The organism is Tellurirhabdus bombi (assembly GCF_021484805.1).
Lineage (GTDB): Bacteria > Bacteroidota > Bacteroidia > Cytophagales > Spirosomataceae > Tellurirhabdus > Tellurirhabdus bombi.
The window spans coordinates 3,996,698-4,009,449 of record NZ_CP090557.1 but is presented as its reverse complement, the minus strand read 5'-3'; the positions used below and the strand labels follow the sequence as shown (position 1 = coordinate 4,009,449).

The following is a 12,752-nucleotide window of genomic DNA, read 5'->3' as shown; positions in this document are numbered from 1 at the left end:
CAGCGATAGAAAAAAAGCGGACCGACACTTCGTCGATCCGCTTTCCGGTTGTAAGAACTTAACGAATTATTACTTTTTCTCGGCCAGCGGCTTTTCCTGGCTAAATTTATCTTTGTAGATATGGTATAAGCGCTTGTGGCGGTCATCCAGATTGACATTCCGACCCTGGATAAATACCTGCTCCACAACGTTGGTCCGCATGTCGAGCGCATCGCCTTTAGAGACAAACAGCGTGGCATGTTTTCCTTTTTCCAGCGTCCCAACCTTCTTATCAATACCCATAATTTTAGCGGTATTAGACGTAATCAGCTTTAACGCTTCTTCCCGGTCGGTAATGCCAAATCCCGAGGCCGTTCCCGCCAGGAAAGGCAGGTTACGGGTGCGCCACCACTCTTCAGCGTAGCTAAGGGCAACGGTGACACCCGCTTTTTGCAGAATACTTGGCAGGCGGTACGGCAAATCAACGGCTTCATCGTCGCGGGTAGGCAGACGGTGTAAGGCGCTCAAAATGACCGGCACGTTCTCCGTTTTCAGGAAATCGACCACGCGGGCCGCGTCTTCGCCGCCAACAACAACCGGTTTTTTAATGCCCATCTCCTTGACAAAGCGAACCGACTCAATGATGTCCTTGCTGTAGTCAACCCGAATATACAGATTCTGCGTGCCGTCGAACAGACCGCGCATGGCCTCAAACTTCAGGTTTTTTGGCGTTGGGTTTTTAAGCTCAATGTACGCTTTCGCATCGGCAAAAGTGGCGCGCAATGGGTTCAGCGCCTCTTCTCGTTTTTCGTTTTTCTTCAGGCTGGCTGAAAAATCTTCAAAGTTGAAATCCCGGATAAAATAACCCGGCCAATTCATCCAGATGCCGTCATCTTTGTGCAAAACGGCGTCTTCCCAGTTCCAGCCGTCGGCTTGCATCACCGACGAACTTCCCGAAATAACACCGCCCATCGGCATCGCCTGCGTCAGCAAAACCCCGTTGTTGCGAATGGTTGGGATGATTTCCGAATCCGTATTGTAGGCAATCAACGCCCGAACGTTTGGGTTAATATAGCCCACTTCGTTAAAGTCAAGCGTGGACCGAACCGCCCCGATTTCCTGCAAACCCACCGTCGAGGCGGGCGAAATCAGGCCGGGGTAGATGTGCTTTCCGCTTACATTAATAACTTCCGCCCCGCTGGTTGGGGTGCTGGCTTCGCCGATTGCCGTAATGACGCCTTTATCGAAAACAATGGTTCCGTTCTGAATAACCTGCCCGTTTCCCACGTGAATGGTAGCGCCGGTGAGGGCGATGGTGCGGGTTTGAGGCTTGGCGGCGGCAGGATTTTGCGCCCTCGCACCCGTTAGGAGCGCAAAGGCAGAAAGTAGGGTGATGATCGTTTTTTTCATGGCTTACTTCTGTTCCTGCTGGTTAGACTCCTCTTCTCCTTCGGCAATGATGCCTTCTACGTCTTCGCAATGCCACATCCGGCTCCGGCGGAACGTTGGGCGGGCGGTTGACGCACCCCCTGCTTTAGCGGTCAGCAGTTTCTGAATCAGGCGCGCCCGCTCTTTCTGCATGGCTTCGTGCTTCTGCTCTTCTTTCTCCAGGTCAAAATAAACGGCTCCGTCGATGATTGTTTTCTCGGGACGGGCGTAGATCGACAGCGGGTGGTTGTTCCACAGAACCAGGTCGGCATCTTTACCCGCGCGGATAGAGCCCAGGCGGTTGTCAAGGTGGAGCAGTTTCGCCGGGTTCAGGGTGACCATTTTCCAGGCATCTTCTTCCGCAATGCCACCGTATTCGACGGCTTTGGCGGCTTCCTGGTTCAGGCGGCGGGCCATCTCGGCATCATCCGAGTTGATCGAAACGACAACGCCCTGGCGGTGCATCAACGCCGCATTGTACGGAATGGCGTCTTTCACCTCCATTTTGTAAGCCCACCAATCACCGAAGGTCGAGCCCCCCACGCCATGCTGCGCCATTTTATCGGCCAGCTTGTAGCCTTCCAGAATGTGCGTAAACGTGTTGACTTTGAACTTCAGCGAGTCGGCTACTTTCAGGAGCATATTAATTTCCGACTGGACGTAGCTGTGGCAAGTAATGAAGCGTTTCTTGTTCAGAATTTCAGAAAGAGCGTCGAGTTCGATGTCGCGGCGAGGAGCCTCAACTTTGGCTTTTTCTTTGTCTTTCAGACCATTATAAGCATCCCAACTAGCCTGGTATTCTTTGGCGCGGGTGAAGTGGTCAAAATAAACCTGCTCAACCCCCATGCGGGTTTGTGGGAAACGAGTCAATACGTTTGGATTGGGATAGTTCGCCTGTTTCACGTTTTCACCCAACGCAAATTTGATAAAACCATCCGCCCCTTTAATCAACAAGCCTTCTGGCGATTCGCCCCATTTTAGCTTGATTAGGGCCGACTGACCACCAATCGAATTGGCCGAGCCGTGCAACAACTGCGACGTGGTAACCCCACCCGCCAATTGCCGGTAAATATTGATGTCTTCCGAGTCAACCACGTCGCTCATCCGAACTTCGGCGGAGCTGGTTTGGGCACCTTCGTTGATCGAAGCCAGAGCGATGTGGGAGTGTTCGTCAATGATGCCGTTGGTCAGGTGTTTGCCCGTTCCGTCGATGACTTTAACACCAGCAGGCGCTTTCAACCCTTTGCCAACCTGCGAAATCTTGCCGTTCTGAACCAGCACGTCCGCGTTTTGCAACACACCATCTTTTTCGTTGGTCCAAACCGTCGCATTGCGGATCAACATGGTTTCGGCTTTCGGTTTTTCCGTATTACCCATTCCAACAAATGGGAAAGACAAGGCTCCCAGCTCTGCTTTCTTCGCCTCTTTCGATGCGGTTTTTGGGGCTTCCGGTTTGTAGGCCGAAGCGAGCGTTGCCGACCATTTTACGCGGCTGCCGTCCGGCATTTCGCCTTCCCCTTTCAGGGTGTTGCCTTCGCGGTAACCCGTCAGGCGCGTGGTGCCCGGCTGCTTTTTATCCAGTTGTACCTGAATCGAAATCAGGTTGTCGCTCAACGAAACCTTAGGGGAGAGCTTTGTCGTATCGTTTTGCGTAATCTGGTATTCGGGTTTATCCAGTTTACCCGTTACGTTTAGTTTCAGATTGCTTACATTCCCGATGGTCAGGTTGTAGGTTCCGCGCGCGTCGATTGCGTTTTTATTGCCGTAAACATACTGGGTTCCAGATACCCAGTTTTCCAGAATAGCATTATCCGCGCTAAACAGATTATCTGTCGTAATCAGGAAGTTGGCTACCATGCCTGTTTTCAGCGATCCTACCTGATCGTCGATTTTCAGCAGCTTGGCGGGGGCCGTTGTGAGGGCTTCGAGGGCCTTCTGTTCCGGCAAACCCGCTTCAATGGCTTTGCGAAGGTTAGCCCAGAATTCTGTTTTGTTCCGCAGTCTGGATGTGGTCAGGGCAAACGGAATACCTGCCTGCGCGAGTGCTGCCGGGTTAGTAGGGGCCAGCTCCCAGTGCTTCATTTCGGTCAGCGTAACCACATCGGCATCCCAGGAATCCTCGACATCATACGCCTGCGGAAAGTTCAACGAAACAATTAGGGGCGCTTTCGTTGCTTTGATTTCGTCGATCCGGGCGTATTCATCCCCGCCGCTTTTAATGATGTACTGAATGCCAAATTCATCCCCGATCTTATCGGCCCGCAAGATGCCTAGTCGGTCATTGGCTTCAAAAATAGAAGGTAGCGACTGTAATCTATTAAAGGCTTCCAGGGATAAGTTTGCCTCTTTTTTCTTGGATGGCTGCTTGTACCATTTCGCATCATAGTAGGTCTGGCGAAGCAGCGCCACCGCGCCCATCGGCGAGTTCGGATACGTTTGCGTTGAGGTGCCTTTGCTGAAGGAATAATGCCCGGCTACCTGGCTTTTCAGTACCACGTTGTTTTCCCGATCATCCGCCAGCGTAACCAGAGCCGAATTTCCCCGCGCAATACCGTCGTGGGCGTGAGAGACCACGGCCCCAAAACCTAGCTTACGCAGTTCGGTTGCTTTTTCGCTGTTCACCTTGAAGAGCAGACTGGCGTCTGTTTCGGGCTGAATGGCCTGATTCCAGCCAAAAGCGCCTTTTTTGTTGGATTCATACTGAGGTGCTGCCCCGCGATTACCTCTGCCGGCCCGCACGATTTCGGGCATACCGTAGTCCGAATCAATATCAACCAGGCTCGGATAAATGCGTTTTCCTTTCAGATCCGCAACCACTGTTCCGGCGGGAATGGTAACCGTTTTGCCAATGGCTTCGATCCGCCCGTCCCGAATCAGCAGGGTAGCTCCTTCCAGGGTTGTTTGAGGATCGACAATAATAGTTGCGTTGGTGAAGGCATACAAGCCCGGTCGTTCGTCGTAGACACCGTTCCGGGGAAACGTAACCTGCGACCAGCCGGCCTGGATGAGGCCCATGGCCAGCAAGGCGGTTAAGAAAGGTTTCCTCATGTAAGGTTGTTGATAAAATTGTTTTGGATAACTTATCTAGCGGTAACAAATTTACGCAATCCCCACCGCTAATTGGCTATCCACCGAATACTATTTTCCGAATCGCGTTTTACTCAGCTAGTTAATTTTGCTAATCAAGGAAATATTAAGTTTTTAAAAGGTTGATTTTGGAGGATTAGTTTTGTTGTCAATAAAAGGCTTACCATCAATGAGGTTGACCGTTCGTTGTTCTTCCCAAAGGCGCTGGTTTGGCCCTCACAGTCAGGAAGTGATTTCTTCATGTCCGCGCGCCGTTTTTTTCATACCTTTGCAACTCAAAAAACTGATTCAATAGAAAGTGTCTTCTGTGCTACGTATTGCGCTGCAAAAATCCGGTCGTCTGAGTGAAGATTCGTACCAGTTATTTAAAGAATGTGGTATTCGGTTCGATTATGGCACCGGAAAGCTAAAGTCGGTTTCGTCTAATTTCCCGGCTGAGTTTTTGTTTTTACGGGACGATGATATTCCGGGTTACGTAGAGGATGGGGTTGCCGATCTCGGCATTGTCGGCGAAAATGTCGCCGTTGAAACCGCCCGGAATGTGGAAACAATCCACCGATTGGGTTTTTCAAAATGCCGTTTGTCACTAGCCATTCCTCGGGGAACCGATTGGAGTGGACTGCACGACCTGGCCGGCAAAAATATCGCTACTTCCTATCCACGTTTACTGGGTAATTACCTGCGGGATAAAGGCGTTTCGGCAGAAATTCACGAAATCAGCGGCTCGGTGGAAATTGCGCCAGGAATCGGACTGGCCGAAGCAATTTGCGACATTGTTTCGTCGGGAAGTACGCTGTTGAGCAACGGTTTGAAAGAAGTAGAAACCATTTTTCGCTCCGAAGCCATTCTGGTTAGTAGACCCGCTCTGGCTGAAAATAAGCAGCAGCTAGTTGACAAACTGCTGTTCCGTATTAAATCGGTGCAGGCTGCGAAAAACAATAAATACATCGTACTGAACGCACCCAACGCGTCGTTGGAGACAATCACGGCGCTGTTACCGGGCATGAAAAGCCCAACCGTAACGCCGCTTGCTACGGAAGGCTGGTCGTCGGTGCATTCCGTTCTGAATGAAAACGATTTTTGGGAAAACATTGAGGCCATTCGGGCGGCTGGTGCCGAAGGCATTCTGGTTATCCCTATTGAAAAAATGATTTATTAGTAAAAAAGAGTGGGGTAGGAGGCTGGAAAAGCTTCCTGCTTGGGCCCTTTTTCGTTGTCCTGTTTATGCAAATTACGTCCCTACCTTCCCGTTCTGAATGGCCTGCTTTGCTGGCGCGGCCCGTGCAGTCTACCGAAACCATCGAAAAAGCGGTTGCTCCCATTTTGGCGCAAGTGCGCGAGTCGGGCGACAGGGCTTTGGCTGAACTCTCGCAGCGGTTCGACAAGATCGCGTATACTGGCAAGCCCGTTGACCAAGCCGAGCTTGAGGCGGCAGAAAGCCAGCTATCGGACGACCTGAAAGCGGCCATCCAGCAGGCGTATGCCAACATTCGGACGTTTCACGAAGCGCAGAAGCAGCCCATCGAGAAAATCGAAACCATGCCGGGCGTAACCTGCTGGCGCAAAAGCGTGGGGATTGAAAAGGTAGGCTTGTATATTCCGGGCGGGACGGCTCCCTTGTTCAGTACAGTATTGATGCTGGGCATTCCGGCTCAGTTGGCCGGTTGTCGGGAAGTGGTTTTGTGTACGCCTAGTGACCACCCAGCTATTTTGTACGCGGCTAAACTGGTGGGTGTTACCAAGTTATTTCGCATTGGTGGCGCTCAGGCCATTGCGGCGATGGCCTACGGGACGGAAAGTGTACCACAGGTTTACAAGATTTTTGGCCCAGGAAACCAATACGTAACGGCGGCTAAAATGCTGGTAGCCAAAGAAGGCATTGCCATCGATATGCCCGCTGGTCCTTCTGAAGTGGCGGTTTATGCCGACGATTCGGCGGTTCCGTCGTTTGTGGCGGCTGATTTACTTTCCCAGGCCGAACACGGCGTTGATAGTCAGGTGCTGTTGATCTCAACCAGTAAAAAGCTGGTCGAAATGGTCAATATTGCCTTAATTACGCAGTTGCAGCGGTTGAGCCGTCAGGAAATCGCGGTGAAGGCCATCGAGAACAGCCGGGCCATCTTGGTAGAAACGGAAGATGAAGCCATCGACCTGCTAAATGCCTATGCAGCCGAACACCTGATCCTGAGCGTTGAAAACGCCGAGGCTGTTGCCGACCGGATTTACAATGCCGGTTCGATCTTCCTAGGAAATTATACGCCCGAATCAGCCGGTGATTATGCATCAGGCACGAATCATACCTTGCCAACCAACGGCTTTGCGCGGGCGTACAGCGGTGTTTCGCTGGATAGCTTCGTTAAAAAAATTACGGTTCAGCAGATTACTGAAGAAGGGATCCGGCTGATTGGCCCGACCATTGAAATTATGGCCGAAGCAGAATCGCTGGATGCCCATAAACACGCGGTGACCTTGCGGTTAAAGTCGCTGGAATCGTATTAATTATTAGTCTTCCAGTTGCTTGTCAAGGAATTCGTAGGCGGCCGCCGCAACCAATCCACCGAACAAATACCAGCCAACGGTCATGGCGGCGGTAGCGGGTGTGCGCGAACTGGGTGCCGTTCCCAGCCCCATTGGTCCCGGCAAAGTCACGGCTCCTACACCAGCCAACGCGCCCAAAGCTGCTCCCAGGACGGGTACACCTTTGCCCTGGCTAACACCAATCAAGCTATAATAAATCGAGTTGGAGAGAATGTCCCCGCCAAGGGCGAGCGTATGTAGTTCCGGATCGGCGGGCGGCTCCTGATCGGCGGCTCTCAATCCTTTGGCGATAGCCCGCATTCCTAAGATGTCGGCCCGGGGTGCTTCGGGAATAAAACGGCGGGCAGTTTCGTGGAGTAAAGTCAGGGCGCAGGCTCCGGCAAAACCGCTGGCAATGGCTTTCAGCATCGTATTCATGGTGTGATTAATTTGGTGTATGCGTTGTTCTTGTAACTCAATTTGGGCGAGGACAGTTTAAGAAAGTACAGGCATGGGACGAAAGTCGAGCCGGAAACTAGCCTGACCCGAATAAGCGTGATATATTTGCAGAATAGTCTTACGCACATGTTTCGATTACAAGATATTCTCCGCCCGCACATCCTGACGTTGACCCCTTATTCATCCGCCCGGGACGAATACACCGGTAAAGAAGGCGTTTTTCTGGATGCGAACGAAAATCCATATGGCTCCGCTGGCAAATCCGGCCCCAATGAGCATACCTATAACCGCTATCCCGATCCTTACCAGTGGGCCATCAAAGAGCGGCTCGCGCCCCTGAAAGGCGTTCGACCAAGCCAGATTTTCCTGGGGAACGGTTCTGATGAGCCTATCGACCTGCTAGTACGCGCAACCTGTACGCCGGGAAAAGATTCGATCCTGATTCTGCCGCCAACTTATGGCATGTATGAAGTCAGTGCTTCAGTCAATGATGTGGCCATCATCAAGGTTCCGCTGAAGCCGGATTACCAGCTTGATCTACCCGCCGTTCTGGAAGCCATTCAACCAAGCACAAAGCTGCTTTTTGTCTGTTCGCCGAATAATCCAACCGGTAATTTAATCGAGCGCGAAACGATTCTGACGCTGCTGAATGCGTTCAGAGGACTGGTTATTGTGGATGAGGCCTATATTGACTTTGCCGAAACGGAAAGTATGACTGCTTTGCTGGACCAATACCCAAATCTAGTCGTGCTGCAAACCTTTTCGAAAGCCTGGGGGCTGGCTGCCTTGCGTTTGGGAATGTGTTTTGCCTCCGAAGAATTGATTCAGATACTGAACAAAATCAAGCCGCCTTACAACATTAGCGCTCCCACCCAGGAACTGGCGCTGGAAGCCTTGAATCATGTAGGGGATAAAGATAAAATGGTAACTGAAGTCCTGGAACAGCGTACGGATCTGCACCAAAAACTGCTTGCTTCGTCTCTGGTGCGCCGTATTCACCATTCAGATGCCAACTTTCTACTGGTGCAATTTGATGATCCCAAGGCAATATTTGACTATCTTATTGAACACCAGGTGATCGTGCGGGATCGTTCGCGGGTGACGCGCTGCGAAGGTTGTTTGCGGATCACGGTTGGAACCGAAGCAGAAAACGAACACCTGATGGATATCCTAAAACAATACGCTGAAACGGTGACAACAACGTTCTAAATACGTCTTACAAGCACAAGTGGCAAACAACCACCGCTAAAAAACGTGAGGGTAAAGTGTCCTGAACGTGTCCTATTTACACAAACCGTGACAACATGAAAAAATTAAGTAGCGTAATGATGCTGGCTTTATTAGGCTGGCTGGGAACTTCTAACCAGGCGCAGGCGCAGTACAATAACTGGGCGGGTGGTTTCCGCATTGGAGAGCCTGCCGGGGTGAATATTCGCAAGTATTTTGGTGAAAATCACGCTTTTGACCTGAATGTAGGCACCTACGGCGGCTTATACGGGAACGTCCGTAGCTACCGTCGGGGGCGGTTTAAAAACGTGGGACTAGTCATCCAGGGGCATTACTTGTGGCATGGCGAAGTTGGGAAATCGCAGACGCTGCATTATTACTACGGCTTCGGCGGACAGGTAACATCCCGGCGGTATTATCCTGACAACCAGCGCGGTCAGTCAGTAGATTACAACAAAAACATCGGTATTGGCGGGTCAGCGGTAGCCGGTCTTGAATATTTTCTGCCCAACAAACCTACGTCCATTTTTATTGAGACAGGCTTGTACGCCGAGGTTGTTCCGGCCATTTTCTTCGTCAATGTTCAATCGGGGATAGGCTTACGGTTTAATTTATAAGTCTGAAAAAGACGGACAAAGGAGGGAAAAGAAAGAGGACGCAAAACCTCTTTCTTTTCCCTCCTTTTTTCTATTTGCGTCGTTCTTGTTAACTTTCAGTATGTTTAAGATTTTCAGTTCTTCAGCCGGTTCCGGCAAAACGTACACGCTCACCAAGGAATACCTGAAACTGGCGTTGCGGGACCGTGCGGAATCCGAGAAAGAGGCGTTTCAGGTTTTTCAGTTCAAGCATATCCTGGCGGTAACATTTACCAATGCGGCGGCCAACGAAATGAAGGAGCGAATCTTGAAAGAACTGGAACGAATCGCGAACAGCCACCCGGATTCGATGCTGAAAACGATCGCGGCAGAAGCTGAATTGGCGACTATCGAGCCTGCTACCATCCAGAAACGCGCTAAAGAAGTTTTCCACGCTATCCTGCACGATTACTCTTCTTTCTCCGTATTAACCATCGACAGCTTCGTGCAACGGGTAGTATCGGCTTTCACCGATGATCTGGAATTGCCTTACACGTTTGAGGTCGAGATGGAAACCGAATCGGTTTTGCAAACAGCCATTGAGCGATTGCTGGAAAAAGTAGGCCAGGAAGATCATAAATACCTGTCGGAAGCCATCGAGGAATTCTACCTGGAAAAGGCCGCTGATGGAAAAAGCTGGAACGGCCTCGCTGGAACGTTGGTGGAATTTTCGAGAAACCAGCTCGGCGACCGAAACTATGATTTTGTGCGGCGACTGGCGGATTTAGATCCGAAAGACTTTCGGCAAATTCGCGCTCAGTTGATCGAGAAACGCAAGGTGACTGAACCGGCCATCTGCGCCATTGCCCAGACCGCATTGGGCATTATCGACCAGGCGGGTTTAAAGACAACTGATTTCTTGCAGGGTGGGCGCGGCGTTGGCGGGTATTTCGAGAAAAAAGCAAAAGAGCACAAATACGACGAAGGCGCTGGGAGCTACGCCTTGCAGGCGTTGGAAGGCGACACTTGGTTTGGCAAAGCAGCGACCCCGATTACCCGGGCAAAACTGGAAGGCATAAAAGCCGATCTGATTGCCAGTCACGAGCAAATAGAAAAGTTGCGGAATGATTACATTCTGTTTAACCTGCTTGAGCAGCATCTTCAGAAAATTTCGTTACTCAAGCAAATCAAACAGGAGTGCGATGAGCTGCTGCGCGAGCAAAATCGGGTGCACATTTCGGAGTTTAACCGGCTGATATTAAAGGTGGTCGCTAACGAGCCGGTGCCGTTTGTGTATGAGCGGTTGGGCGAAAAATACCACCACATTCTGATTGATGAGTTTCAGGATACGTCCCGCCTTCAGTTTGTGAATCTTCTGCCCCTGATCGAAAATAACCTGGGATACGAGCGGTTCAATCTGGCGGTAGGTGATGCGAAGCAGGCGATTTACCGCTTCCGGGGCGGCGATATGGACCAGATTGTGGCGCTCCATCGCAAGAAATTAGACAACCTCTTGCTTGCCAACGCCGACAGCCAAATGACGCAGGAGCGGCTTTTTAGCTTGAGCCCTTATCTGAATCCGGATCGGCTGGCCACCAATTGGCGAAGTGCCGAATCCATTGTCCAGTTTAATAACGACTTTTTTGGCTTTCTGGCGGAGCAATATCAGGGCACTGAGTATGAGCAGGTAACGGAGGTATTTGACGCTGAATTCAAGCAGGCAGCCAGTAAAGTCGGGATTCGGGGACACGTGCAACTGGATTTTTTTGAAAAGCCCGAAAAAGGTGAAGATGATGCGGTTGACCTGGGGGAGCAAATGGCTGTCCGTACGCTGGAGTTGATCGAAAAGGCAAAAGCCGAAGGTTACCGTTACAGCGACATCGCTATTCTTTGCCGATTTAAGAAAAACGCGCGTTTACTGGCCGATTTTCTGGAAAAAAATAAGATTCCCCTCACCTCGGAAGATTCGTTGACGCTGATGTCGTCGGAACGCGTGCGGTTTCTGACCTGTGTGATGCAATTGCTTCATCAGCCTGATAATAAGCTGGTTCGATACGAATTGTTGTTTCTCTATCACCGTCTAGTAAAACCTGATGTTTCGGTTGAACAGTTAACCAATCACATTGATGAGCGGGCAAAGTCGGATGATATGTACCAGCTATTCAGCTACATTTCATCGCCCATTACGAAAGAAACACTGGAACCGTTATCGTTGACCCAGTTGAGTGTGTATGAACTGGCCGAAAAGCTGGCTTTGTACTACAACTTATTCGACAACGAACGCGACTGTGCCTATCTGTTCCGCTTTCTGGATGAAGTCCTGACATTTAGCGCCCGCTTTAGCAGCCACCTGGCCGATTTTCTGGTGTATTGGGAAACGGCGCAGGACAAAATTTCGGTAACAGCGCCCGCGGACAGCGATGCCGTAACGATCACGACCATTCATAAGTCGAAGGGGCTGGAATACCCGGTGGTCATTGTTCCCTTTGCCGACTGGTCGAGCAAGCCACGAAACAACGATACGATGTGGATGGATTTGTCGGATATGGACGAACTGGATGCGCTGGTGTGCCCCCCAACGGAAGACATACCCATGCGGCGGCTTATGGCGGCTTCAGTGACGCTGAAAAAAGACCTGGTCGATACGCCCCTGTCGTTGCAGTACCACGACGAGTTATACCGCACCTTTGTCGAGTGCATGAACATGCTGTATGTAGCCTTCACGCGCCCAACCGACCGGCTGTATATCCTTTCGACCAAGAATAAATACGAAGCAAAAGACGGGAAGCCTATTAACCGGGAAGGCATTGATTTCTGGCTGTTTAATTACCTGAATGATCTGCGGGGTGGAGCTTGTTGGCAGGAAGGTCAGTTGAGTTATTCGTTGCACAAATGCCAGACTGTGCCTAGCCGAAAACAGACCAAAACGACCGCAGGAAATCCGCTGGCCGTGGCAGCGCACAGCCGCGAGGGAAACCGGTCGCTGCAACTCCGACGCTTGTCGGATGCCATGCAGGCCGATTTTGAGCAGAGTCGCGAATGGGGCCAAAAACTCTGCACGGCCCTGGCGCTGGTCAAAACACCGGATTGCATTGAGCAAACTATCCGGCGAATGGTGGCGGAAGGAAGGCTTCGGGCGGCTGAAGCCGATCAGCTCAAAGCCGCGTTAGAGCAAACGATAGCGCATCCAGAACTGGCCGCGCTGTATGTTCCCGGCTTGCGAAGCGACGGAAACCGCCCTGTTTTACTGCCTAAGGGAAACAAAAAAGGAGGCTTGCACCGAGTAGTTCACCTGCCGGGGAAGGTGATTCTGGTGAACTACCAGGACGACGAAACGGCCACAGAGTCGCACCAAAGTACCCTGCGCTCATTTGTAAAGTTGTATCAGCAAATGGGGCACGAACACGTGGAAGGTCGTGTTGTATACGTAACGCCGGTAGTAAAGGTACTAACGGTTTCGCAATAGGTCGGCTTTGGCAA

8 protein-coding genes are annotated in these 12,752 nt (G+C 51.2%); 5 read left to right on the top strand and 3 right to left on the bottom strand.

What is annotated here, in order from left to right:
- Window positions 1-69: 69 nt before the first annotated feature.
- On the bottom strand, window positions 70-1,389 hold the full coding sequence (locus L0Y31_RS16915) for an amidohydrolase family protein (RefSeq protein ID WP_234734259.1): 1,320 nt from the start codon (window positions 1,387-1,389) through the stop codon (window positions 70-72).
- Between the two features lie 3 nt (window positions 1,390-1,392).
- A complete protein-coding gene (locus tag L0Y31_RS16910) occupies window positions 1,393-4,455 on the bottom strand; it encodes an amidohydrolase family protein (protein ID WP_234734258.1) in 3,063 nt (1,020 codons plus the stop codon).
- Window positions 4,456-4,792: 337 nt separating this feature from the next.
- On the opposite strand from L0Y31_RS16910, the gene hisG reads away from it, so the two are divergent.
- A complete protein-coding gene (gene hisG, locus L0Y31_RS16905; protein ID WP_234734257.1) occupies window positions 4,793-5,653 on the top strand; it encodes an ATP phosphoribosyltransferase in 861 nt (286 codons plus the stop codon).
- A 65-nt stretch (window positions 5,654-5,718) separates the two neighbouring features.
- Window positions 5,719-6,993, top strand: a complete 1,275-nt coding sequence (gene hisD, locus L0Y31_RS16900) for a histidinol dehydrogenase (RefSeq protein WP_234734256.1) — start codon at window positions 5,719-5,721, stop codon at window positions 6,991-6,993.
- A 3-nt stretch (window positions 6,994-6,996) separates the two neighbouring features.
- Here the strand turns inward: hisD and L0Y31_RS16895 are convergent, their stop codons facing one another.
- On the bottom strand, window positions 6,997-7,449 hold the full coding sequence (locus L0Y31_RS16895) for a hypothetical protein (RefSeq protein WP_234734255.1): 453 nt from the start codon (window positions 7,447-7,449) through the stop codon (window positions 6,997-6,999).
- Between the two features lie 147 nt (window positions 7,450-7,596).
- On the opposite strand from L0Y31_RS16895, the gene hisC reads away from it, so the two are divergent.
- From hisC to L0Y31_RS16880, 3 genes are all read left to right on the top strand, one after another.
- Complete coding sequence (gene hisC / locus L0Y31_RS16890) at window positions 7,597-8,679, top strand: histidinol-phosphate transaminase (protein ID WP_234734254.1); 1,083 nt, start codon at window positions 7,597-7,599, stop codon at window positions 8,677-8,679.
- Window positions 8,680-8,774: 95 nt separating this feature from the next.
- Entirely contained in the window at window positions 8,775-9,314 is a 540-nt protein-coding gene (locus tag L0Y31_RS16885; RefSeq protein ID WP_234734253.1) for a hypothetical protein, read from the top strand.
- 100 nt (window positions 9,315-9,414) lie between these two features.
- Window positions 9,415-12,738 (top strand): UvrD-helicase domain-containing protein, encoded by a 3,324-nt coding sequence (locus L0Y31_RS16880; RefSeq protein WP_234734252.1) that lies wholly within the window; start codon window positions 9,415-9,417, stop codon window positions 12,736-12,738.
- Window positions 12,739-12,752: the final 14 nt, after the last annotated feature.